The sequence below is a fragment of the Streptomyces griseorubiginosus genome (assembly GCF_036345115.1).
In the GTDB taxonomy this organism is placed as follows: Bacteria; Actinomycetota; Actinomycetes; order Streptomycetales; family Streptomycetaceae; genus Streptomyces; species Streptomyces griseorubiginosus_C.
The window spans coordinates 9,093,022-9,116,385 of record NZ_CP107766.1; the positions used below are offsets into that span (position 1 = coordinate 9,093,022).

At 71.9% G+C, this 23,364-nt stretch carries 24 protein-coding genes; 12 read left to right on the forward strand and 12 right to left on the reverse strand.

Annotated features, from left to right (window positions below):
• Window positions 1–104: 104 nt before the first annotated feature.
• On the forward strand, window positions 105–599 hold the full coding sequence (locus tag OHN19_RS40965) for a pep a2 (protein WP_330269075.1): 495 nt from the start codon (window positions 105–107) through the stop codon (window positions 597–599).
• A gap of 43 nt (window positions 600–642) precedes the next feature.
• Window positions 643–2,739, forward strand: coding sequence for a glycogen debranching protein GlgX (gene glgX, locus OHN19_RS40970; protein ID WP_330269831.1), 2,097 nt, complete (start codon window positions 643–645; stop codon window positions 2,737–2,739).
• Window positions 2,740–2,799: 60 nt separating this feature from the next.
• On the opposite strand, the gene OHN19_RS40975 is transcribed toward glgX, so the two are convergent.
• Window positions 2,800–3,603, reverse strand: a complete 804-nt coding sequence (locus OHN19_RS40975; RefSeq protein ID WP_330269076.1) for a VOC family protein — start codon at window positions 3,601–3,603, stop codon at window positions 2,800–2,802.
• Between the two features lie 169 nt (window positions 3,604–3,772).
• Here OHN19_RS40975 and OHN19_RS40980 point away from each other — a divergent pair, with 169 nt between their 5' ends.
• Window positions 3,773–4,105, forward strand: a complete 333-nt coding sequence (locus tag OHN19_RS40980; RefSeq protein ID WP_330269077.1) for an ANTAR domain-containing protein — start codon at window positions 3,773–3,775, stop codon at window positions 4,103–4,105.
• Window positions 4,106–4,127: 22 nt separating this feature from the next.
• Here OHN19_RS40980 and OHN19_RS40985 read toward each other — a convergent pair whose 3' ends face one another.
• Window positions 4,128–4,916 (reverse strand): SigB/SigF/SigG family RNA polymerase sigma factor, encoded by a 789-nt coding sequence (locus OHN19_RS40985; protein ID WP_330269078.1) that lies wholly within the window; start codon window positions 4,914–4,916, stop codon window positions 4,128–4,130.
• 274 nt (window positions 4,917–5,190) lie between these two features.
• Here OHN19_RS40985 and OHN19_RS40990 point away from each other — a divergent pair, with 274 nt between their 5' ends.
• The 4 genes from OHN19_RS40990 (at window position 5,191) to OHN19_RS41005 (ending at window position 7,987) form a co-directional block, all read left to right on the forward strand.
• Window positions 5,191–5,646, forward strand: coding sequence for a MarR family winged helix-turn-helix transcriptional regulator (locus OHN19_RS40990; RefSeq protein ID WP_330269079.1), 456 nt, complete (start codon window positions 5,191–5,193; stop codon window positions 5,644–5,646).
• Window positions 5,643–6,464, forward strand: coding sequence for an ABC transporter ATP-binding protein (locus tag OHN19_RS40995; RefSeq protein WP_330269080.1), 822 nt, complete (start codon window positions 5,643–5,645; stop codon window positions 6,462–6,464). The genes OHN19_RS40990 and OHN19_RS40995 overlap by 4 nt, the downstream gene beginning before the upstream one ends.
• Window positions 6,424–7,266, forward strand: coding sequence for an ABC transporter permease (locus OHN19_RS41000; RefSeq protein WP_330269081.1), 843 nt, complete (start codon window positions 6,424–6,426; stop codon window positions 7,264–7,266). The genes OHN19_RS40995 and OHN19_RS41000 overlap by 41 nt, the downstream gene beginning before the upstream one ends.
• A gap of 205 nt (window positions 7,267–7,471) precedes the next feature.
• A complete protein-coding gene (locus OHN19_RS41005; protein ID WP_330269082.1) occupies window positions 7,472–7,987 on the forward strand; it encodes a hypothetical protein in 516 nt (171 codons plus the stop codon).
• Window positions 7,988–8,017: 30 nt separating this feature from the next.
• On the opposite strand, the gene hemC is transcribed toward OHN19_RS41005, so the two are convergent.
• From hemC to OHN19_RS41025, 4 genes are read right to left on the reverse strand one after another with little or no spacing between them, the layout of a single operon-like run.
• Complete coding sequence (gene hemC / locus OHN19_RS41010; RefSeq protein WP_330269083.1) at window positions 8,018–8,953, reverse strand: hydroxymethylbilane synthase; 936 nt, start codon at window positions 8,951–8,953, stop codon at window positions 8,018–8,020.
• A 41-nt stretch (window positions 8,954–8,994) separates the two neighbouring features.
• A complete protein-coding gene (locus OHN19_RS41015) occupies window positions 8,995–9,462 on the reverse strand; it encodes a GNAT family N-acetyltransferase (protein WP_330269084.1) in 468 nt (155 codons plus the stop codon).
• Entirely contained in the window at window positions 9,459–9,977 is a 519-nt protein-coding gene (locus tag OHN19_RS41020) for a hypothetical protein (RefSeq protein ID WP_330269085.1), read from the reverse strand. Before OHN19_RS41020 ends, OHN19_RS41015 begins: the two co-directional genes overlap by 4 nt.
• A gap of 7 nt (window positions 9,978–9,984) precedes the next feature.
• On the reverse strand, window positions 9,985–11,184 hold the full coding sequence (locus OHN19_RS41025; RefSeq protein WP_330269086.1) for an MFS transporter: 1,200 nt from the start codon (window positions 11,182–11,184) through the stop codon (window positions 9,985–9,987).
• A 112-nt stretch (window positions 11,185–11,296) separates the two neighbouring features.
• On the opposite strand from OHN19_RS41025, the gene OHN19_RS41030 reads away from it, so the two are divergent.
• The gene (locus OHN19_RS41030) at window positions 11,297–12,286 is read left to right on the forward strand and encodes an ArsR/SmtB family transcription factor (RefSeq protein ID WP_330269087.1); all 990 of its coding nucleotides are present in this window, start codon (window positions 11,297–11,299) and stop codon (window positions 12,284–12,286) included.
• On the opposite strand, the gene OHN19_RS41035 is transcribed toward OHN19_RS41030, so the two are convergent.
• The 4 genes from OHN19_RS41035 to OHN19_RS41050 form a co-directional block, all read right to left on the reverse strand.
• The gene (locus OHN19_RS41035; protein WP_330269088.1) at window positions 12,283–13,308 is read right to left on the reverse strand and encodes a questin oxidase family protein; all 1,026 of its coding nucleotides are present in this window, start codon (window positions 13,306–13,308) and stop codon (window positions 12,283–12,285) included. The two genes, OHN19_RS41030 and OHN19_RS41035, sit on opposite strands and share 4 nt — an antisense overlap.
• 133 nt (window positions 13,309–13,441) lie before the next feature.
• Window positions 13,442–14,221: an NPP1 family protein gene (locus OHN19_RS41040; RefSeq protein ID WP_330269089.1), complete on the reverse strand. Its 780-nt coding sequence runs from the start codon at window positions 14,219–14,221 to the stop codon at window positions 13,442–13,444.
• Window positions 14,222–14,350: 129 nt separating this feature from the next.
• Window positions 14,351–15,331, reverse strand: a complete 981-nt coding sequence (locus OHN19_RS41045; protein ID WP_330269090.1) for an ATP-dependent DNA ligase — start codon at window positions 15,329–15,331, stop codon at window positions 14,351–14,353.
• A gap of 695 nt (window positions 15,332–16,026) precedes the next feature.
• A complete protein-coding gene (locus OHN19_RS41050) occupies window positions 16,027–16,776 on the reverse strand; it encodes an SDR family oxidoreductase (protein ID WP_330269091.1) in 750 nt (249 codons plus the stop codon).
• A 122-nt stretch (window positions 16,777–16,898) separates the two neighbouring features.
• Between OHN19_RS41050 and OHN19_RS41055 the strand changes: the two genes are divergently transcribed.
• The gene (locus tag OHN19_RS41055; protein WP_330269092.1) at window positions 16,899–17,588 is read left to right on the forward strand and encodes a TetR/AcrR family transcriptional regulator; all 690 of its coding nucleotides are present in this window, start codon (window positions 16,899–16,901) and stop codon (window positions 17,586–17,588) included.
• 49 nt (window positions 17,589–17,637) lie between these two features.
• Here OHN19_RS41055 and OHN19_RS41060 read toward each other — a convergent pair whose 3' ends face one another.
• Together OHN19_RS41060 and OHN19_RS41065 are read right to left on the reverse strand one after the other, a co-directional pair.
• Window positions 17,638–18,321, reverse strand: a complete 684-nt coding sequence (locus OHN19_RS41060) for a response regulator transcription factor (protein WP_330269093.1) — start codon at window positions 18,319–18,321, stop codon at window positions 17,638–17,640.
• Window positions 18,322–18,672: 351 nt separating this feature from the next.
• On the reverse strand, window positions 18,673–20,157 hold the full coding sequence (locus OHN19_RS41065) for an MFS transporter (protein WP_330269094.1): 1,485 nt from the start codon (window positions 20,155–20,157) through the stop codon (window positions 18,673–18,675).
• Between the two features lie 238 nt (window positions 20,158–20,395).
• Between OHN19_RS41065 and OHN19_RS41070 the strand changes: the two genes are divergently transcribed.
• The 3 genes from OHN19_RS41070 to OHN19_RS41080 all read left to right on the forward strand — a co-directional run bounded on the left by OHN19_RS41070 (window position 20,396) and on the right by OHN19_RS41080 (window position 23,325).
• Window positions 20,396–21,064 (forward strand): TetR/AcrR family transcriptional regulator, encoded by a 669-nt coding sequence (locus OHN19_RS41070; RefSeq protein ID WP_330269095.1) that lies wholly within the window; start codon window positions 20,396–20,398, stop codon window positions 21,062–21,064.
• Between the two features lie 58 nt (window positions 21,065–21,122).
• Entirely contained in the window at window positions 21,123–21,845 is a 723-nt protein-coding gene (locus tag OHN19_RS41075) for a response regulator transcription factor (RefSeq protein WP_330269096.1), read from the forward strand.
• A gap of 247 nt (window positions 21,846–22,092) precedes the next feature.
• Entirely contained in the window at window positions 22,093–23,325 is a 1,233-nt protein-coding gene (locus OHN19_RS41080) for a cytochrome P450 (protein ID WP_330269097.1), read from the forward strand.
• Window positions 23,326–23,364 lie beyond the last annotated feature (39 nt).

Genomic DNA, 23,364 nt, shown 5'->3' on the forward strand with positions numbered 1-23,364 from the left:
TGGAGTGACTCTGAAGCGAACAGCGCTCACGCTCCGTGTGTTTCGGGGCCCGGCCCCGCGGGGGCCGGGAGGAGCGGGAGCTTCGCCGGTGAGGAGCGACGACGATGAAGACCGCAGTGCCCTGCTACTACCACCTCGACGTGGAGGTCAGCCCGGAACGGGTCGGGCAGGTCAGGCGCATCCTGGCCGCCCATCTACGGCTCTGGGACCTGGAGACCCTGGTCGAGCCCGTCTGCCGCGGTGCCGTCCTGCTGCTGAAGGCGATCGACGAGCACGCGACGGACAAGAACACCTCGATCGAGCTGTGGTGGAACGGTCAGCACCTCATCACGGCCATCGGCGAGAACGACTGCGATCTGCGCCCGGACCTGGATCTGCGCGCCTGCCTCGAGCGCATCGCCGCGATGAGCGACGGCTGGGGCTGCTGCGCCACGGAGACCGGCAGCAAGGTCATCTGGTTCTCCCAGCGGGCCCGTGCGGGCGAGCGTGTCCCGCTGGTGCCGACCGTGCCCGCGCCCAGCCTGCGGGAGGGCCTCCAGGTGCCGCGCGAGCTGCCGGTCGCGGCCCTGGCCGCCGCTGCCGCCGACGGCGGGTGCTGACGTGCCGGCGTCCAGGAGGAAGCCGTCCAAGAACGGGAAGCGGGTGCCCGCCTGGAGCGGGCGCCCGTACCCGCTGGGCGCCGCCTACGACGGCGAGGGCACCAACTTCGCGCTGTTCAGCGAGGTCGCCGAGCGCGTCGAACTCGTCCTCGTCGACGAGCGGGGCGGCCACAGCGAGGTCCCGCTGACCGAGGCCGACGGATTCGTGTGGCACGGCTATCTGCCGGGTGTGGGGCCGGGACAGCGCTACGGCTATCGGGTGCACGGCCCCTGGCAGCCCGAGTTCGGCCACCGGTGCGACCCGTCGAAGCTGCTGCTCGACCCGTACGCCAAGGCGGTCGACGGCCAGACGGACAACCACCCGTCACTGGTCACGCCCCAGGCCGACAGCGCCGGGCACACCATGCTCGGCGTGGTCACCGACCCGGCCTTCGACTGGGGCGACGACCGACCGCCCTGCCGGCCCTACGCCGACAGCGTGATCTACGAGGCGCACGTCCGCGGACTCACCCGCACCCACCCCGACGTCCCGCCCGAACTGCGCGGCACCTACGCCGGTCTCGCCCACCCCGCGGTGATCGGCCACCTGACCTCGCTGGGAGTGACGGCCGTCGAGCTGATGCCGGTGCACCAGTTCGTGCAGGACGGGGTGCTCCAGGACCGCGACCTCTCCAACTACTGGGGCTACAACACGATCGGCTTCTTCGCGCCCCACAACGCCTACGCCGCCCACGGCACCCGCGGTCAGCAGGTCGCCGAGTTCAAGACGATGGTGAAGGCGCTGCACGCGGCCGGGCTCGAGGTCATCCTCGACGTGGTCTACAACCACACCGCCGAGGGCAACGAGAAGGGGCCGACCCTGTCCTTCCGGGGCATCGACAACGCCTCCTACTACCGGCTGGTGGACGGCGACTGGGGCCACTACTACGACACCACCGGCACCGGGAACAGCCTGCTGATGCGACACCCGTACGTCCTTCAGCTGATCATGGACTCGCTGCGCTACTGGGTCACCGAGATGCACGTCGACGGCTTCCGCTTCGACCTCGCGGCCACCCTGGCCCGGCAGTTCCACGAGGTGGACCGGCTCTCCGCGTTCTTCGACCTCATCCAGCAGGACCCGGTGATCAGCCGCGTCAAGCTGATCGCCGAGCCGTGGGACGTGGGGGAGGGCGGCTACCAGGTCGGCAACTTCCCGCCGCTGTGGTCGGAGTGGAACGGCAAGTACCGGGACGCCGTACGGGACTTCTGGCGCGCCGAACCGCACACGCTCGGGGAGTTCGCGTCCCGCCTGACCGGCTCCTCCGACCTGTACCAGCACAGTCGGCGCCGTCCGCGCGCGAGCGTCAACTTCGTGACCGCGCACGACGGCTTCACGCTGCGCGACCTCGTCTCCTACAACGACAAGCACAACGAGGCCAACGGAGAGGGCGGCCGGGACGGGGAGAGCACCAACCGGTCCTGGAACTGCGGGGCGGAGGGCGACACGGACGACCCCGCCGTCCTCGAACTCCGGGCCCGCCAGCAGCGCAACTTCCTCGCCACGCTGCTGCTCTCGCAGGGCATCCCCATGCTCTGCCACGGCGACGAACTCGGGCGCACCCAGGGCGGCAACAACAACGCCTACTGCCAGGACAACGAAGTCTCCTGGATCGACTGGGCGCTGAGCGAGGAGCAGCGCGAACTCGCCGCGTTCACGCGGTACGTGATCGGGCTGCGGGCCGCGCATCCAGTGCTGCGCAGGCGCCGCTACTTCCGGGGGGAGACCGTGACGCACGCGGGGCAGCCGCTGCCGGACCTGGTCTGGCTGCTGCCGGACGCCCGCGAGATGACCGAGGCGGACTGGCAGCGGTCCGACGCCCACTCGGTCGGTGTCTTCCTCAACGGCGACGCCATCGCCGAACCCGACCCGCGCGGGCGCCGGGTGGTCGACGACTCGTTCCTCCTGCTGCTCAACGGATACTGGGAACCCGTCGACTTCCGCCTCCCTGACCCCGCGTACGGCGACCGCTGGACGACCCTGCTCGACACGGCCGAGCCGCAGGGCGCCGACGAGTCGGAGCACAAGGCCGGCACGGAGATGACGGTCGAGGCCCGCAGCCTGGTGCTGCTGTCCCGGCCCTCCCGCACGGGCGCCTGAACAAGAGCCCCGCACCCGGTCGACGGGTGCGGGGCTCTTCGCCGGGTGGTCCCGGGACGCTCAGCGTGTCCGGCGCGATGTCACCGTGAACCGGGCTCCGTCCGGGTCCCGCAGCACGGCCTCGGTGCTGTGCTTCGTCAGGACGCTGCCGCCGTGGGCCTCGGCGGCCTTGGCACAGGCCGTGACGTCGGTGACCGCGAAGTGGACCTGCCAGTGCGGGCGGATCGTGGGGTCGGGCGCCGAGCCCAGGGCTCCCGACTCGATGCGGGCCACCACGTCGCCGCCGCTGCGCAGCACCACCTCGCCGCCCTCGTAGTCGACCTCGCAGCAGCCGGGGCGTCCCGTCGCCCACTCGAGGACCTCGCCGTAGAAGATCGCCGCGTCGAACGCGTCACGGGTGTGCAGCCGCACGAAGGCCGGCTGGGCCCGGCGCCACACCTCCCAGTTGGCGATCAGCTCGCCCTCCCAGATGCCGAAGGTCGCGCCGTCCCGGTCGGAGAGCAGGGCCGCCCGGCCGGGCGGGAAGGACAGCGGGCCCACCGCCAGCGTGCCGCCGCGCTCCTGGACCCGGGCCACCGCCTCGTCCGCGCTGGGCACCGCGAAGTACGGCGTCCAGGCCACCGCCATCTGCCACATCGACGCCACCGCCGCGATGCCGGCGACCGGCGTGCCGTCCGCCAGTGCCACCCGGAAGCGCTCCCCGAGCTTGGCCGGCTTCCACTCCCAGCCGAGGACGGCTCCGTAGAAGTCCTCCGTGGTCTGCTGGTCGCGGCTGGTCAGGCTCACCCAGCAGGGGGCCCCGAACACATGGTGGCTGGAGACGACGTCCGCGGTCGTGCCGGGGAGTCTCGGGTCGTGGTTCATGGCGGTCGCGTCCTGCTCTCGTCGGGCTGCGGCCAGTGGGTCTTTCACCCAGTGTCGTTCCGGAACAGCTGTGGCCGCCTGCCGAGTACCCCGCGGGAGCCGCCGAAACGGTGCCCCTTCCGGCCTCCGGCCCGGTGGCGCCGGGCCGTCCGAGTGACAGGATGGAGGGGTGCCAGGCATCCCCGAGGAACCGGCCGCGGAGTCGGACCGGATCTTCGCGCTCCAGGAGGAGATCGACCAGCTGAAGGAGGCGGTCGTCTCCCATGCCGTCGTGGACCAGGCCATCGGGATGGTCGTCGCCCTCGGCAGGGTGACTCCGGACGAGGGCTGGGCCGTACTGAAGGACGTCTCCCAGCACACCAACATCAAGCTGCGCAGCGTCGCCGACCTCATCCTCATCTGGGGGCGGTCCGGGGACATCCCGGGGGAGGTCCGCGTCGAGCTCGAAAAGGCCCTCGACCAGTACGGGCCGACGCAGATCCCGGGGGCGCCGCCGGAGTGACGGCGGCCCCGGGCTCCAGGCATCAGCCGGCGTCGGCCAGGACCTCCTCGCGCAGCCGGTCGAAGCAGGTGCTGAGCAGCCGGGAGACGTGCATCTGGGAGATGCCGAGCTCCTCGGCGATGCCGCTCTGGGTCATGCCCTTGAAGAAGCGCAGGTAGAGGATGGTCCGCTCGCGGTCCGGCAGGGCTTCCAGACAGGGCCGGACGGCGACCCGGTCGACGACGACGTCGTAGCCGGGGTCGGGGCCGCCGAGCGCGTCGCTCAGGGCGTAGCCGTCCGTGCCCGGCATCTCCGCCTCCAGCGAGAGCGCCGAGAAGCACTCCAGCGCCTCCGCCCCGGTGCGCACCTCGTCCTCGGTCAGGTGCGCCAGCTCGGCGATCTCGGCGACGCTGGGAGTCCGGCCGGGGGTCTGCGCGAGCTCCTTCGAGGCCTGCCGGACCCGGTTGCGCAGGTCCTGCACCCGCCGCGGTACGTGCAGCGTCCACATGTGGTCGCGGAAGTGCCGCTTGATCTCGCCGGTCACGGTCGGCACCGCGTACGCCTCGAAGGCGCTGCCGCGGGCCGGGTCGTAGTGGTCGACGGCCTTGACGAGCCCGAGGGCGGCCACCTGGTAGAGGTCCTCGAGGGACTCGCCGCGGCCCCGGAAGCGGACGGCGATCCGCTCGGCCATGGGCAGCCACAGCTCCACCAGTTCGTCCCGCAGCGCCTTGCGCTCCGGGCCTTCGGGCAGGCGCGTCAAACGCTCGAACGCCGCGTTGGTGTCAGGGGCGTCGTCGTGCGGATGGGGCTTGGTTCTGGTGGCGACGGTCATGTCGCGCACCTCCCTGAGGGGGTGCTGGATGGACAGACCCGTGGGAGGAACGCACGCGGACGGTGAGAGACAGACATCCGAAACCCGCTCGGCGGGCTCCCACGGAGGTGCCTCCTGTCCGAAGCACTGTTGTACGGATTCCCGCTATCGGGTGAAACGAAACAAAAGCACAGATCGCCCGATATGGGCCCGAGGTGAGTGTGTATGGGCCCGAGGTGCGTGCTTGACTCGCTCTTGGTCGAGATTGCCTCTGACACAGAGGTAATCTCGCGGCATGGACGAGGAGACCTTTCCCGAAGAGCTGGCCGACGCCCTCGTCGGTGTCCAGCGGCTGCTCAGGCGCAGGTTGCGCGCCGGACTGACCGTGCCGCGGCTGCGCGGTGCCGAGGTCGAGCTGCTGCGCCTGGTCGAGTCGCGGCCCGGCATCGGCGTCTCCGAGGCCGCCAGGGAACTGCACCTCGCCGGGAACTCCGTCTCCACCCTCGTCAACCAGCTCGTCAAAGAGGGGCACCTGGTCCGCGAGACCGACCCCGCCGACCGGCGCGCCGCCCGCCTGCTGCTCACCGAGAAGGCCGAGACCCGGCTCAGGGACTGGAAACAGCGGCGCGTCGCACTCGTCGGGCGGCACGTCGCCCGGCTCGACACGGCCGACCAGGAAGCCCTGCGAGCCGCCCTGCCGGCCCTGCGCGCCCTTGCCGTCACCCTGCACGAGGAGGCCGAGGAGTCATGACAGCCGACGCTGTTTCCTGCACCGGGCTCGACTACGCCTTCGGCGACACGAAGGCCGTGGACGCACTGGACCTGACCGTGGGGGAGGGCGAGGTCTTCGGACTGCTCGGCCCCAACGGCGCCGGCAAGACCACCGCCATCCGCTGCATCACCACCCTGCTCCCGGTGCCGGCCGGCATGATCCACGTCTTCGGCCGCGACACCGCCGAGGACGCGATGGCCGTACGGCGCCTGCTGGGCTACGTCCCGCAGCAGCTGTCCGCCGACGCGAACCTGACCGGCCGGGAGAACATCACCCTGTTCGCCCGCGTCTTCGACGTGTCCCGCAAGGAACGCGCCGAGCGGGTCGCCCAGGCCCTGGCCGCCGTCGACCTCACCGACGCCGCCGACCGGCTCGCGGGCACCTACTCCGGCGGCATGGTCCGGCGCCTGGAACTCGCCCAGGCCCTGGTCAGCGCGCCCCGGCTGCTCATCCTCGACGAGCCGACCATCGGCCTCGACCCGATCGCCCGCACCGGCGTCTGGGAGCACATCAACGCCGTACGCGAGGCGACCGGCATGACCGTCCTCGTGACCACCCACTACATGGACGAGGCCGACCAGTACTGCGACCGGGTCGGCCTCATGCACCGCGGCCGCATCCGCGCCCTGGGCACCCCCGAGGAACTCCGGCGGGGACTGGCCGAGAAGCGGGGCACCGACACCCTGCCGACCCTGGAGGACGTCTTCCGGGACGTCGCCGGCAGCGGACTCGAAGACGAAGGAGGGGATTTCCGCGATGTCCGAAGCACCCGCCGCACCGCGAACCGTGTCGGCTGACATCGGCCTGCTGCTGAGGCCGCCGGAGCCCCGCGCGGGCTGGCGGCTGCTGCCCGCCCGGGTGGTGGCGATGTGCGCCGTCGAGCTGCAGAAGCTCCGCCACGACCGCACCGAGCTCTACACCCGCGCCGTCCAGCCCGCCCTGTGGCTGCTGATCTTCGGCCAGACCTTCACCCGCATCAAGGCGATCCCCACCGAGGGCATCCCCTACATCGACTACCTGGCGCCCGGCATCATCGCCCAGTCCGCGATGTTCATCGCCATCTTCTACGGCATCCAGATCATCTGGGAGCGGGACGCGGGCATCCTCAACAAGCTCCTGGTCACCCCCACCCCGCGCTCGGCACTGACCACCGGCAAGGCCTTCGCGGCCGGCGTGAAATCACTGATCCAGGCCGTCGTCGTCATCCTCATCGCCGCCCTGCTCGGGGTGTCCCTGACCTGGAACCCGCTGAAGCTCCTCGGGGTCGGCCTGATCGTGATCCTCGGCTCGGCCTTCTTCTCCTGCCTGTCCATGACCATCGCCGGCATCGTGCTCAGCAGGGACCGCCTGATGGGCATCGGACAGGCCATCACCATGCCGCTCTTCTTCGGCTCCAACGCCCTGTACCCGCTCTCCGTCATGCCGGGCTGGCTCCAGGCCGTCAGCAAGGTGAACCCCCTGAGCTACGAAGTCGACGCCCTGCGCGGCCTCCTGCTCGGCACCCACGCCCATCTGGCGCTCGACTTCGGCGTGCTGGCCGTGGCCGCCGCGCTCGGCATCACCGCGGCCTCCTCGCTCCTCGGCCGGCTGGCCCGTTGATCACGCGTGTTGATCATGCGTGGGGAACGTGATGTGCGGCACGCCCGCGGAAGGGTTTTTCCGGCCGCTTGGCGGATTCTTCCTGCGCACGGCTTGATCAGCGATCAAAGGGGGTGAATTCCCTGGCCACAGCGCATTCCGCTCATTTGACAGTGCATTGAGCACACAGATAGGAAGCAGCTCTCTGAGGTCGAAGAGGTGCACTGTGTACGAGCCGAACGTGGTCGGGGACTGGCAGGAGTACGACGAGCATGCCGGTCTGCGTGTCCGCGTCCACCGTCTGGAGGCGGCCGAGCCGCCGCGGGGACGCGACGACGCCGCCGAAGGGCTCACCTACTTCAGCGTCCGCGTGACCGTGGAAAACCGCGGGGAGAAGCACCCGACGGTCCACCTGGAGGACGGCCAGATCGACGTCCGGATCGGTCCCGACGGGGAGAGCGCCTTCATCGACTGGCGCAACTCGCAGTTCATCGAGGGCTTCGACGTGTACCCGCTGCGCCGCGCCACCGCCGTGCTGTTCGCGGCGGGCCCGGAGGCGAGCCTGAGCCAGATCGACGTGCAGATCCAGCTGCGGGTCGACGACGAGTGGGCCGACCGCCGGCTGTGGGCCGGCGGCATCGGACTCGACGAGCGGACCGCGCACACGGGGGCGGGCCGCGAGGGCCTGGCCTGCCAGGTCAGCAACTTCCTGCGGGACCAGGCCGAAGAGGGCACGGCCTGAGCCGCCGTTCTCGGTTGCCGTGCGGCGGAGCTAGTGCGGGATGCCGTCGATGATCTCGCGGGCGCCCTGACGCAGCAGGGCCACGGCGACCGAGGTGCCCAGCGTGGCCGGATCCAGCCGGCCCGCCCACTCGTGGGCGTTCAGCCGCGTCTTGCCGTCCGGGGTGAAGACACAGGCCCGCAGGGAGAGTTCGCCGCCGTGGTCCACGCGCGCGTAACCGGCGATCGGACTGTTGCAGTGTCCTTGCAGCACGTGCAGGAACATGCGCTCGGCGGTGGCCTCCCGGAACGTGTCCGGGTCGCCCAGCGCGCTGACCGCGTCGATCAGCTCGGTGTCGCCCTCACGGCACTGGAGCGCGAGGATGCCCGCGCCGATCGGCGGCATCATCGTCTCCGGCGAGAGGATCTCGGTGATCACGTCCTGGCGGCCGATGCGCTCGAGCCCGGCGACCGCCAGCAGCAGCGCGTCCGCCTCACCCGCCGCCAGCTTCGCGAGCCGCCGGTTGGCGTTGCCGCGGAAGGGCACGCACTCCAGATGCGGATGGGTGGCGGCCAGCTGGGCCACGCGGCGCACCGAGGAGGTCCCGATCCGGGTCCCCTCCGGAAGCTCGTCCAGGGTGAGCCCGCCCGGGTGGATCAGGGCGTCCCGGACGTCGTCCCGCTTCAGGAAGGCGGCGAACACGGTGCCCGCCGGGAGCGGCCGGTCGGCGGGCACGTCCTTCACGCAGTGCACCGCGAGATCCGCCTCGCCGGCCAGCAGCGCGGCGTCGACCTCCTTGGTGAACGCCCCCTTGCCCTCGACCTTCGACAGGTCGCCCATCCACTTGTCACCGGTCGTCTTCACCGGCACGACCTCGGTGCGCACACCGGGATACAGGGCGGTCAACTCGCTTCTGACACGCTCCACTTGAGCCAGCGCCATCGGCGAGTCACGGGAGACGATGCGGATCAGTTCCGGGAGGGACATGCGGGACACGATAGACCCTGCGGAGGTCCGGTGTTTGACGCTCAGGGAGTAACGGGTAGGGAGTAGCGCCACTTCTGCTTGGCCCGGGCGCCCAACCGGTCGTAGAACCGGATCGCCCCGTCGTTCCACGTCGGCGTCTGCCACTGCACCTCGCCGAGCCCGAGCGCCCGGGCCTCGGCGGCGACGGCGTCCATCAGCAGTACGCCCAGTCCGAGACCGCGGTGTCCGGGCAGCAGGAACAGGCAGTCCATGTGCAGGTATTCGCGGCCTTCCCAGGTGGAGAGTTCGGGCGCGCAGGTGGCGTAGCCGACGAGCTCGCCGTCCGGGAGTTCGGCGACCAGACAGCGCAGGCGGGGCGCGGGGGTGTCGAAGAGCAGGCCGGCCAGTCTGGCGGGCAGGTCGTCCGGGGGTGGTGTCGCCTGCTCGTACTCCGCGTGCCGGGCGGCGAGTTCGGCGACCCGGGGAACGTCAGCGCGCTCGGCGTGCCGGACGCGGGGAGTCCCGCTCATCGGACCTCACCCGTGAGGGTGTCCTCGGCCCAGGCGGTGAGACGGTCGGCGAGCGGCCCGGTCCCGTCCAGGACGCGCCGGGCGTACGCGTCCCGTTCGTGCGCGAGTACGGCCGCCTCCCACACGCAGGGCGAGAGTCCCGCCCGGCCGGGCCGCAGCGCGTCCGGCTCGCCGGCGGGTCCGGTGAAGACCGCCAGGTCCGCCATGTCGCCCTCGATCCAGGTGTGGACCAGCACGTAGTCGCCGTCCCCGCCCGCGTGCACGAGCAGCACGGCGAGTCCCAGCGAGCCCCGCAGCGGGCCGAGGCGGAGATGGCCCGCCGCGATCCGCAGCGCGGCCTCGGTGTCCCGCTCGGCGACCGTGCGCCCGGGCGCCTCCACCGCGTACACCTTCACCAGGTGATCCGCGGCCTCCCTGGTGCCCAAGGGCCGGACGCGACGGGCGTGATGGGAGCCGGCCAGGTCGAGCAGGGCCCCCGCGTCGACGGCCGCGGGCAGTTCCTCGTGAAGATCCATTCGGCCATCATCGGACGCCCTGCTCCGGCGCGTCCACCGTCGCCCGCGTGACGACGGTCGCCGGCCAGGACAGCACCAGCAGCGCCACCGCGGTGAGCAACCCCCCTGCCAGGAACGTGCCGCGGGTCCCGGTCAGCGGCAGCAGCACCCCGCCGAGCAGCGCGCCCGCGGCCACCCCCACGTTGAACGCCGCCGAGTTCGCCGCGAGAGCCGTCTCGGTGCGCCCCGGCGCGACCAGCAGCACCTGGCTCTGCGTCGCCATGAACGCGGGTGCCACCGAAGCGCCCAGCAGCATCAGCAGCACCACGGTCGCCGCCTGGCTGCTCCCGGCCGTGTACAGCCCGACCAGGGCCACGACCTGGCCCGACACCGGGATCACCAGCGTGGCCCGCGGATACCGGTCCAGCAGCGGCCCCACCGCGGCGACCCCGGCCAGCCCCGCCGCCCCGAACGCCAGGAGCACGGCGCTCACCGCGTCCCGCCCGAACCCGCTCACCTCGTCCAGGAAGGCGACGAGGTACGTGAACCCGGTGAACGCCCCCGTCACCGAGAGGGCGGTGGTGGTGAGCACCACCGCGAACCGGCGCCGGTCCGGGGCGGCGCCGTAGGCCGCGTGGCTCTCCCGCGGACGTGAGGTCGGCAGCAGCACGGCCACCGTGACCAGCGAGACGACGGCGAGCGCACCGAGCACCGCGAACGGCACCCGCCAGCCGCTGTGCCCGCCCAGCCAGGTCCCGGCCGGCACCCCGACCACCGTGGCCAGCGAACCGCCGACCGACAGCAGCCCGATGATCCGGCCCCGCCGCTCGGGAGGGAACAGCCCGACCGCGACCGGCCCCATCACCGCCCAGAACAGCGCCTGTGCCAGCGCGGTTGCCACCCGGGCGGCCAGCAGCAGACCGTACGACACGGCGGTGAGCGCGGACAGCCAGCTCGCCAGCGCGAGCACCGCGAGGAGGCCGGACATCAGGTACCGGCGCGGCACCGACCGGGTGACGTGGGCCAGCGGCAGCGAGCCCACGGCCACCGTCAGGCCGTAGCCGGTGACCAGCGCGCCCACCGCCGTGAGCGAGACCCGCAGATCGTCCGCCATCAGGGACAGCAGGCCCACCGGCAGGTTCTCGGTGGTGTTGAAGGTGAACGCGGCCAGCATCAGTGCCGCGACGACGGCGGCCCTGCGCCAGGGGGCCGGACGTACGCTGCCCATCCAAGTGCCTTCCGGGGGAGGGGAAGTGGGACGGCCAGCGTGCTGCGCCGGACAGCTCGGTCCTACTCTTTCGGTCCAGGACGAATCACTCACGGCCGCCGGGGAGGCTGTTGTGGCGCTGACCCTGCGTCTCGGAACGGACGACCTCAGGCGGTGCCGGTTCGCGGTCTCACCGCTGTGCCAGACCCACGAGGCGCTGCGCATGCTGCGCCGGTCCGCCCGGCACGGCTACCACCGCGCCTGGCTGCGCCGCGCGGCACCCGCGGTGGCCGGGCTCGACCTGTCACCGCTGTGGCTGTTCATCCCACCGGTCGGCGGCTACACCCCGGACTTCCTGGGCCCGCCGCCCGAGGAGCCGTACCCCCGCTTCGAGGACGAGCTGGCCCGGGTGCGCGCCACCGACCCCGCCCTCGCCCACGAGGAGATGGCCCGCTCGCTCGCCTGCACCCCGGGCCTCGCCGGGTCGCCGCGGGGCCGGGCCGCCCTCGACGACCCGGCCGGGGCCGTACGGCGCCTCGCCGATCTCACCGAGCAGGCCTGGCAGGCGCTTCTCGCCCCGGACTGGGCGCGTCACCGGGCCGTGCTGGAGGCCGACATCGCCCATCGCTCCCGGCAGGTGGCGGACGCGGGCCTCGACGCCCTGTTCGCCGATCTGCACCCGGACGTCGACTGGGCCGACGGCATCCTCACCCTCCCGGTGCGCGGTGACATGACGGACGCCCAACTGGCCGACGGGCGAGGCGTGTTGCTCATGCCGAGCGTGTTCGTCTGGCCCGACGTGGTGAGCGGCTTCGCCCGGCCCTGGCAGCCGACGGTCATCTACCCCGCCCGCGGGATGCGCGCCCTGCACTCCGCCGAGGCACCCCGCCCGCCGGAGGCACTCGCCCGGCTCCTGGGGCGCGGGCGCGCCGCCCTCCTGGCCGGGTTGACCGACCCGGCCTCGACCACCGACCTGGCCCGTCGCCACGGTCTCGCCCCGTCGACCGTCTCCGCCCATCTGTCGGTGCTGCGCGAGGCGGGCCTGCTCGGCTCGCGGCGGCAGGGCCTCCAGGTGCTGTACGGGCGGACGCCCTTGGGCGACGCGTTGGTGGCAGGCGCCTAGGTGAGCGGTTCGCTCATCTCGACCGAGCGGAGGGCGGCCGAGAGGGCCTGCTCGTCACCGATGTCCAGGGCGGTGTCGGTGAGTTTGATGACGTGTTCGTCACCGTGGGCGAGGGCCCGCTCCACGACCTCCTCGGGCGTCAGCCGCCCCGGCGGGGTGTAGTCGACCGGCGCCACCGGCGCGTACATCGCCGTGACCGCCGCCGAAGCCGTCCAGGCCGCGTGGAGACTGGGGGCCCACTGGTCCCGGGGGAGCGAATCCAGGGTCCGCAGCACGGCGTTGGGGGCCGTCGCCGCGTGGACGAGCATGGTCGGCTCACCGTGGCCGTGGGTGGCGTAGCGGTGGGTCGCGGCCCGGACGAGTTCGGTGAGCCGCTCCTTGGCGGTGTCCGGGTCGGTGACCTCGTCCGCCCACACGGGCAGCCGGCGCACGGCGGCCAGACGGTCCCGGAACCCCACGTGACCCGGCTCGATCGCGGGTACGGCGTCCAGGGCCTGTCCGGCGGTCGCCGCGCCCGGCAGAGCCAGGAGGCCGGTCACAGGTTGGTGCCGCGCGGCCCAGTAACCCAGCGCGTGGGCGAGTTCGGTGCGCCGGGGCGCGTTCTCCTCGGCGGCCAGCGCGCGCACGGCGTGGCCGACCCGGATGACGGTGTGCGTGGCGCCGCCGTACAGTCCGGGCAGCAGGCGGGGCCACCACTCGGCGAGGACGTCCTTCCAGGGGCGCTCGGCGAGCGTGCGGGAGAAATGATCGGTCCAGTCCGCTATCCGGCGCGGATCACCCAGCGCCGCACGCCAGTTGTCGTCCGTGACGGGGGCCGTGCGGTCGGGGAAGTCCTCCAGCCTGTCCTGGTACAGGTCCAGCCACCGGTGCACCGAACCGGCCTGTCCGTGCGCGGCGAGCGCTTCTACGACCATGGGTGCGTGGTTGGACAGCCAGCCCTCCCGCTCCGGGCCGGACGCGTGGACGCGTTCCAGGGCCTCTTCCAGGTGTCCGCTGGTGTCGCTCATCTCGGTCGTGTCCATGAACGGGACGCTATGCCGGGGGAGATCGGCGGGGATCGGGCGCGGGACGGAAAGCGGCGGTGCCGGGAGTCCTAGGTCCCGCGCCCGAAGGCACCCGAAGGTGTCCGCGAGCGCCTGAAGGGCGTTGCGGGGGTCAGGCGTTGGGGTCGAAGGAGATCCCCGACGGCTTCGCCGACGTCAGGTGGGCGGCGAAATTGGCGTCCTTGAGACCGAAGTTGGCGCTGCCGAAGTCATAGGCGCTCAGTTTGTCGCGCAGGGCCGTCGACGGGTAGCCGTTCCAGCCGACCAACGGCGGGTACTGCCAGGTGCCCTTGGCGTTCTCCGGCGGCTCGTCGTTCGAGTTGGCCAGCCGGAAGCAGTGCGTGCTGATGCCGTCCTTGTGGTAGACGATCTTCGCGTGCGTGCCGTCGAAGCGGACGCCGGAGGCCGCGGTCACCGTGAACGAGCCGTGGTTGGACGTCGACACGTACTGGACCGCGCCGTTCTGCACCCAGATCACGACGTGCTCCCAGTCGTGCCGGTGCCCGCCGATGCTGCTGTTGGCGAGGGCCTGGTCCTTCTCGAAGTACAGGCCGTACATGTAGGCGCACCAGCCGTTGTTGCACTTGTAGCGCGAGTACGTGTTGGTGTTGTTCAGGTCCGAGAGGTCGTGGCAGTCGCCGCTGAGCGAACCCGTGGGGTTGAGGCCGCCGTTGACGGTGCCGTCGGGGCCGATCGCGGGAGAGGAGTAGCAGCCGTCCGTGTCGTAGTCGAAGGCCGGCTGGTAGGTGTACTCGGCGCTCTCGGCGTTGGCGGGCAGCGCCTGCGGCGGGGCGGCGAACGCGGCTGAGGGGAACGCCACCACGAGCGCGGCGGCGCCGGCCAGGCCGGTGAGCCATCTCGTGCGGTGCTTCTTCAACGACGGTGACGACACTGCGTCCTCCTCGTGTCCGGGCGCAGCCCAACGGCTGTGGGTTACTGGGGAGTTCAGCTTCCCGGCTTTTCATGTCCGCGCCAAGAGGTAGAAGGCGTCGCTCCGGTTACGACCCGCCCAATACTCGGATCATGGAGGCGGCTCCGGGAGGTCGGCGGCGGAGTCCTCCGGGGCGAGATCGGGGCGCAGTCGCAGCCAGGAGGGCTGACGCAGCAACCCGGCCCGGGTACGGGTGCTGTAGCGGACCTCGCCGACCAGCCGGGGCAGCACCCAGTGGGCGCCCGGAGCCGGCGGCACGGGATCGAAGGGGCACACGTCGGTCGCCGCGGCCGCCAGCAGCGCGGCGAGTTCGCTCCGCTCCGCCTCGCTCCAGCCGGTGCCCACGCTGCCCACGAACCGCAGCCGCCCTCCTGCCCGCTGACCCACCAGCACCGCGCCCGGCAGGCCGGTGAGCCGCCCCTTGCCCGGCAGCCAGCCGCCCACCACGACGTCCTCGCTGCGCATGTTGCGGATCTTGACCCAGGCGCGGGAGCGCACACCGGGTTCGTACACCGAGTCCAACCGCTTGCAGACCAAGCCCTCCAGGCCGTGCTCACGCGTGGCGCGCAGGGCCTGCTCACCGTGGCCGACGAGGGCGGCGGGCGTCGACCAGCGAGGTCCGGTGAGCTCCAGCTCCTCCAGCCGTGCCCGCCGCTGCACATAGGCCAGGGGGAGCAGGGAGCGCCGCCCGAGGTGCATCAGGTCGAACAGCACGAGATGCACGGGCGCTTCGGCCGCCCGGCGTGCGGCTCTGCCAGGAGCGTGGGCGAGCCCCATGCGCTGCTGCAGCAACTGGAAGTCCGCACGCCCGTGTTCGTCCAGCGCCAGGATCTCCCCGTCGAGCACGGCCGCGGTGCGCCCGAGCGCGCTGCCCAGCGGCGTGAGTTCGGGGTAGGCGCCGGTGATCTCCTCCCCGGACCGGGCGCGCAGTACCGCGCTGCCGTCCCCGGCGAGATAGACCACGACCCGCTGGCCGTCCTGTTTGGTCTCGTAGGCCCACCGGGCGTCCTGCGCGGCGGGCGGCAGGGTGCCGGGCGTGGCCAGCATGGGCGGGATCAACGGGAGGGTCACGGGTGAGTTGTCGACACGGGCGCCGGCCGCCACGCGCTCCGGGTGCGGGGTTCCCCTGAACGGGCGCGGGCGCGGGCCGGGGCTTGGGAGTCGGGGTGTGGGGGTGGTCGGGGGCTGTGACATCACGGTGGTGGGGGTGACGCTGCGGTGGTGGGGTTGTGATGCCGCGGTGGTCGGGGTGACGCCGCAGTGGTGGGGGTCGTGATGCCGTGGTGGTGGGGGACCGTCTCGGCGGTACGCACGGGACCGGCGGGGAGCGGTGTGCGGGGGTGGTCGTGGGGAAGGCGGGCGGCGGCAGCGGCGGGCACGGTGGGCGGTGGCGGTCCTGGGAAGGGTGGGCGGTGCCGGCCGAAGGGGAGGCGTCACGCGGCGGCTGCCGTGGGCGAGTGTGCCGGCGGGCCACGGGTCTCCTGGTGGAGGTCGATGGAGGGGCCGTCCGACCTCGCAGCCGCTGCGGAAGGGATTGCCCCGCTCTCCGTCGCCCCCGTGCGGCAGACGGGCGGCCCCGTGGCAGATAGCCGGCCCCACGGCAGACGGGCAGTCCCGCGGCAGACGGGCGGCCCCGTGGCAGATAGCCGGCCCCACGGCAGACGGGCAGTCCCGCGGCAGACGGGCGGCCCCACGGCCGACGCCCGTCCTGCGGCAGACGGCCGCCCCCAGAGGGTGACGTGGTTGCCGTATGCGTCGGCGGCCGGTCAGATGATGCCTCCGTTGGCCCGCAGGACCTGGCCGTTGACCCAGTGGCCGGCCGGGCTGACCAGGAACGACACCACGTTGGCGATGTCCTGGGGGGTGCCCAGCCGTTCCAGCGGGGGCTGGGCCGCGAGGCGGGCGACGGTCTCCTCGTCCTTGCCGTCGAGGAAGAGGTCGGTCGCGGTCGGGCCGGGGGCCACGGCGTTGACGGTGACGTCCCGGCCGCGGAGCTCGCGGGCGAGGATCAGTGTCACGGCCTCGACCGCGCCCTTGCTGGCCGCGTAGGCGCCGTAGCCGGGGAAGGCCAGGCCGACGACGGAGCTGGAGAGGTTGACGAGCGCCCCGCCCGGACGCAGTCGGCGCGCGGCCTGCTGGTCGACGACGAAGGTGCCGCGGATGTTGGTGCGGTACAGCGCGTCGAGTTCGGTGAGGTCGAGGTCCGCGATCGGGGACAGGGGCATCCGGCCCGCGGAGTGGACCACCGTGTCGACACCGCCGTAGGTCGCCTCCGCCAGGTCGAACAGGGCGCCGACCTCGGTCTCGTCGGCGACGTCCGCGCGGGCGGCGTACGCGGTGCCGCCCCTCTCCTCGATACTGCGCACGGCCTCGTCGGCCGCGTCCTTGTTGCCCGCGTACCCGACGACGACCGCGAATCCGTCGGCGGCCAGCCGCTCGGCGATCTGGCGTCCGATGCCGCGCGATCCGCCGGTCACGATCGCTACGCGCTGTTCCGTCCCGGGCTGAGTGGTCATGGCTGCATCCTTTGTTGGCTTGTTAGCGCTGCTACGTTTGCTTCGTATCGACGATAACACGGAATCGTAGCGCCGGTAACCCACCGCTCGTATCGCCGCTACGAATGTCGTACGGTGGGGGCATGGATGCGAGGGAAAAGATCCTGGAAGCGGCCACCGAGCTGCTGGCCGGCGCGTCGGCCGCCGATGTCTCCACGCGGGCCGTGTGCGAGCGGGCCGGGGTGGGGGCACCGATGCTCTACCGGCTCTTCGGCGACAAGGCCGGTCTGCTGGCCGCCGTGGTCGACCGGGGGTTCGAGCGCTACCTCGCGTCCAAGCGCGCGGCGCGGCCGGGTGAGGATCCCGTCGAGGACCTGCGGGACGGCTGGGACAACCACATGCGCTTCGCTCTGGAGCACCCGAGCCACTACCGCCTGATGTACTCACCCGAACTGACCGTGCCCCCGGCCGCCGCACAGGAGGCGCACGACCTGCTCCACGGCATCCTCGAGCGCTGCGCGGCCGAGGGACGACTGACGGTGCCGCCCGCGCTGGCCACCCGGATGATCATGTCGGCGAACGTCGGCGCGGCCCTGTCGATGCTGACCCGGCCCGAGCAGTACACCGACGGGAAGTTCGCGGAGCGGCTGCGCGACGCGGTGCTGGACTCGGTGACCCGGCCCGCCGACACCGCCGTACGGGACGAGGGGCGTCAGGTGTCCGTCGCGGCCGCCACCCTCGCGGCGAGACTCCGGGCCGATCTGCCGCCGACGCTCACCGTGGCGGAGTCGGCCCTGCTCCAGCAGTGGCTGGACAAGCTCTCCGAGAAGTGAGACGGCAGCGGTCCCGGGGTCAGTGCTCCCGGCCTCGGTGCACCACTGGTCAGCGCTCCTCCGGCGGCAGCGCCTGCACCAGACCCGACTGGTAGGCCATCACGACGAGCTGGGCGCGGTCCCGTGCGCCCAGTTTGGTCATCGCGCGGTGGACGTGGGTGCGGACGGTCAGAGGGCTGACGAAGAGTTTCTCCGCGATCTCCTCGTTGGAGTGCCCCTCGGCCACCCAGGCCATCACCTCGCGTTCCCGGGTGGTGAGGCCGGTCAGGTCGTCGGCGGCCGCGAGCCGGGTGCCGAGGCCGGGGGCCGAGAGGAAGCGGGTGATCAGGGTGCGGGTGGCCCCGGGGGAGAGCAGGGAGTCGCCGGCCGCCACGGTCCGGATCCCGGCGAGGAGGTCCTCGGCGGTGACGTCCTTGCCCAGGAAGCCGCTCGCGCCGGCCCGCAGTGCCTGGGCGACGTACTCGTCGATCTCGAAGGTGGTCAGGATCAGCACCCGGGTGTCCGACAGCTCCGGATCCGCGCAGATCACGGAGGTGGCGGCCAGGCCGTCGGTGCCCGGCATCCGGATGTCCATGAGGATCACGTCGGGGCGGTGGACGCGCGCGAGGTCCACCGCCGCGGCGCCGTCGGTGGCCTCGGCGACCACCTCCATGTCGTCGCACGAGTCGATGAGGATCCGGAAGGTGGCCCGCAGCAGGGCCTGGTCGTCGGCGAGCAGCACGCGGATGGTCATGGTGTCCGTTCCTGGCGTTCCGGGGCGGTGGGGTTCAGGGGGAGCCGGGGTGCCCCACCTCGTCCGGCGATCGGTTCCGGAGTCGCCCTCACGGCCGTACGGACATGATCGTCGGCGTGGTGCCGCAGGGGCATGCTCATCGGCTCTCCGGTCGTGTCCTGGAACGGCTCCAGTCTCCCTGACCCCGGCCGGCTCGTCGTCGTCTCTCCGTCGACAGTCACGGCTACTGAGAACGCAGTACGCGCCAGGGTCGCCTCCTCCCTGGGCAGGACTCCTTCGTAAGACCCCCGGGTGGGACCGGGCGCGCCGGAAACGCCTGATGGCCGCCGGGCGGCGGCCATCAGGGGGAGCTCAGTGCCCGGAGGGCGTGCCCGCCGACGTCTCCTCCGCGGCCGGTGCGAGGGAGGCCGCCGTGGTCGCGGCGCGCGGGCGCGGGATGAACGAGGCGATGACGAAGGCGAGGAGCGCGGCTCCCGCGCCGATCGCCATGACGGTCTTGAAGCCGTTCTCGGACGGCAGCGCGTAGCCGCCGAGATCGATCGTCATCTGCGCCAGGACGACACCGGCGATGGCGCTCGCCGTCGACGTGCCGATGGACCGCATGAGCGTGTTGAGGCTGTTCGCGGCCGCCGTCTCCGAGGCGGGCACGGCGCCCATGATGAGCGCGGGCATCGAGCCGTACGTGAACCCGATGCCGGCGCCGATCACGCAGGAGATCAGGACCAGGTGCCAGACCTCGGACATCAGCACGATGTTGAGTCCGTAGCCCGCGGCCACGATCAGCGCGCCGATCATCAGCGTCACCTTGGGGCCCTTGGCCTTGGAGACCGCCGCCGAGACCGGGGCCAGGGCCATCATCACCAGGCCGGACGGCGCCATGACGAGACCGGCGGTCAGCAGGGACTTGCCGAGGCCGTAGCCCGTCTGGGTGGGCAGCTGGAGCAGCTGCGGCAGGACCAGCGACATCGCGAACATCGAGAAACCGATCGCGATCGAGGCGAGGTTGGTGAAGAGCACCTGACGGCGGGCGGTGGTGCGCAGGTCGACCAGCGGCTGGGCGGTGCGCAGCTCGAAGAAGCCCCAGGCCAGCAGGATGATCACGGCTGCTGCGAACAGGCCGAGCGTGGTGCCGCTGGTCCAGCCCCAGTCGGCGCCCTTGGAGATGGCCAGCAGCAGGGAGACCAGTCCCGCGGCCATGCCGACCGCGCCGACCGCGTCGAAGCGGCCGCCGGTGCGCACCCGGGACTCCGGCACGAAGGCCAGGACCAGGACGAGGGCGATCGCGCCCATCGCGGCCGACGCCCAGAACAGGACGTGCCAGTCGAAGTTGTCCGCGATCAGCGCCGCGGTCGGCAGCCCCAGGGCGCCGCCGACGCCCAGGGAGGCGCTCATCAGCGCGGTGGCCCCGGCCAGGCGCTCGGCGGGCAGTTCGTCACGCATGATGCTGATGCCGAGCGGGATGACACCGGAGGACAGGCCCTGCAGGGCACGGCCGACGATCATCGGGACCAGGGCGTCGCTGAGTCCGCAGACCACCGAACCGACGACCAGCATCACGACGCTGACCAGCAGCATCCGGCGCTTGCCGAACATGTCGCCGAGCCGGCCGACGACCGGGGTGGCCACGGCCGCGGCGAGCAGCGTCGCCGTGACCGCCCACGCGGTGTCCGAGGCCGGCGCGTCGAGCAGCTTGGGCAGCTCCGGCACGATCGGGATCACCAGGGTCTGCATCAGCGAGACGACGATTCCGGCGAAGGCCAGCACGGCCACCACGGCGCCCGGCCGCGGTGGGGTCTCAGCACCCGCGTCGGCGGATCTGGCGGGAGCGTCGGACATGAAAGAGCCTCCAGGGGCAGGGAAACAGGCCGAGGACTCGGCCGAAATTAAGTCAGGTGCTTGACTTAGCTTACTGGGCCCGGAGAGCGCCCGCCCGGCCCGGTCGGCCTGATCATGCGGCGAGGGTCGGACGCCGTAGGCTTCCGGCACTGGAGCTCGCCGCACCGTCGGCGGACCTCGGGCGGCTCGAGGGGCTGGCCGTCGGAGGGTTCAGCGAAGTCCCGGTGCGGTGGTGAGCATGGCGGGCAGGACGGTACGCGAGGAACAGGTCAGCGCCACCAGGGAGCTGATCCTGACCGCCGCGGAGCGCCTCTTCGCCGAGCGCGGGGTCCTCGCGGTGTCCAACCGCCAGGTCAGCGAGGCCGCGGGACAGGGCAACAACGCCGCGGTCGGCTACCACTTCGGTACCAAGGCCGACCTGGTCCGGGCGATCGCCCGCAAGCACCACGTCCGCATCGAGGAGATCCGGGCCCGGCTGCTGGCCGAGGCCGGCGACTCCACGGACGTACGCGACTGGGTGGACTGCCTGGTCCGGCCCGTGCCCGAGCATCTGGCCGCGCTGGGCAGCCCCACCTGGTTCGCCCGGTTCTGCGCACAGGTCATGACCGACCCGGTGCTCCAGCAGATCATGGTCGAGGAGTCCATGACCTCGCCGTCGTTGCAGAAGATCGTCGAGGGGCTGAACCGCTGTCTGCCCGAACTGCCCGCCGAGGTACGCGCCGAGCGCGGCGAGATGGCCCGCCATCTGATCGTGCACATGGCCGCCGACCGCGAACGGGCCCTCGCGGAGAACACCCCGACCCCCCGCGCCAACTGGCACGACGCGGCCACCGGCCTCGGTGACGTCGTGGTCGCCATGTGGACGGCCCCGGTCACCCCGACCGGACGGCAGGGACCTATTACTTGAGTTAGGCAAGGAGAGGGTTAGGGTGGGGGTGCGCCGTCCCCCACGAAACGGTCCCCGCATGCATGGCAGTTCCAGCGAGAGACCGGCACTCGCCCGCGGTGCCGGTCAGCGCCTCCTGATCGTCGCGGGCACCTCGGATGCCGCCGAACTGCTCTCCACCACACTGGAGTTGGCGGGCTACCGGATCGTCGCCGTCGCGGCTGCCGCCGAGGGCCTGGCGCGGCTGTCCAGGGAGCGCTTCGACCTCGTGGTCGTCGATGCCACCCTGCCGGACGTGGCGGAACTGGGGCGGGTCCGGCCGACGTTGGCCCGCCGCCCACCGGTCCTCCTGCTGGTCGACTACGCGTCACTGGACCGGATCGTGCCCGAACTCGGCTTGGGGGAGCGGGACTACGTCACCAAGCCGTTCCGGGTGGCCGACCTCCTGGCCAGAGTGCGGATCCTGCTGCGCGGCACCGGGGCCGGTCCGGCCCGAGGTGACGGACTGGCCTACTGCGACCTCGTCCTGGACGACGCCCGGTGCGAGGCACGGCGTGGGACCCGTCTCCTCGACCTCACCCCCGCCGAGTACCGGCTGCTGCGCCACCTCCTGGTCAACGCCCACCGCGTGCTGTCCAAGGAGCAGATCGGCCGGTACGTCTGGGGCGACCACCGCGGCGACAACGCGATCGAGCAACTCGTGTCCCGGCTGCGGCGCAAGGTGGACCAGGACCCGCCCGGGCTGATCCACACCCGCCGCGGCTTCGGCTACTGGCTGGGGCGTGTCGACGCGGAGGCGTGACAGGCGGAGGCTTGAGGGCGGGCCTGCAAACACGGCAACCGTCACCCCGTGCGTGGCACCTTTTCGCCCACAAGTCCCCAGATGTGCATGCCCAGTTGGCGTATGTGACCTGTGTCACGTCAGCTTCGCGTCAGGCTTCCGGCGGCCAGGTGTCAGCCCCCTCTGTTTGCATGTGCTCATCGAGGCCTCGACCACTTCGCCCCGGCGCTCCGCCCCTTCGGCGAAGCCCCCACCACCGAGGAGAACCATGGCCGACACCCTGGCCGGTGCCGCGCACGGCGGCGCGGACACCGTCCCCGAGTTCCCCATGCCACGTGCCGCCCGCTGTCCCTTCGACCCGCCGCCCGCCCTGAAGGAACTCCAGGAGAAGGGGCCGCTCACCAAGGTGCGCCTGTGGGACGGCAGCGAGCCCTGGCTCGTCACCCGCTACGCCGAACAGCGACAGCTGCTCGGCGACCCCCGGGTCAGCGCCGACACCGACCGGCCCGGCTACCCCACCAAGGCGAGCCCCGAGGCCGGCGAGGGCAAGCTCAGCTTCATCATGATGGACGACCCCGAACACGCCCGGCTGCGCCGGATGGTGACGGCCCCCTTCGCCATCAGGAGGATCGAGGCCCTCCGGCCCGCCGTGCAGCGGATCGTCGACGGGCTGATCGACGACATGCTGGCCGGTCCCGCTCCGGTCGACCTGGTCGAGGCGTTCGCGCTGCCCCTGCCCTCCCTGGTCATCTGCGAACTGCTCGGCGTCCCCTACGACGACCACGAGGTCTTCCAGGGCAACACCAAGACCATGGTCCACCGGGACGCCACCCCCGAACAGCGGGGCGCGGCGAGCCGGGAGATCGCCGCGTATCTGGCCGCGCTGGTCGGCAAGAGGCTCGCCGATCCCCGGGACGACCTCCTGTCGAGCATCGCCGAGCGCATCACCGCCGGTGAGATCGACCACCGCGAGGCCACCGAGATGGCGTTGCTGATGCTGGTCGCCGGCCACGAGACCACCGCCAACATGATCGCCCTCGGCACCGCCGCCCTGCTCCAACACCCGGACCAGCTGGCCCTGTTGCGCGAGAGCGACGACCCGAAGTTCGTCGCTTCCGCGGTCGACGAACTGCTGCGCTACCTCAACATCACCCACCTGGGGCGCCGCCGCGCGGTCACCGAGGACATCGAGATCGCCGGCCAGGTCATCAAGGCCGGCGAGGGCGTCATCATGGTCAACGAGATCGCGAACCGCGACCCCGAGGTGTTCGAGGACCCCGACCGACTCGACCTCACCCGCGACGCCCGCCGCCACATCGCCTTCAGCTTCGGCGTCCACCAGTGCCTGGGCCAGCCTCTCGCCCGGATGGAGCTCCAGGTGGTCTACGGCACCCTCTACAGGCGCATCCCGACCCTCCGGCTCGCCTGCGCCCTGGAGGACGTGAAGTTCAAGCACGACGCGTTCATCTACGGCGTCCACGAGCTGCCGGTGACCTGGTGACGGCTCCCCGGCCGGCGGACCAACGCGCGGACGAGCCCG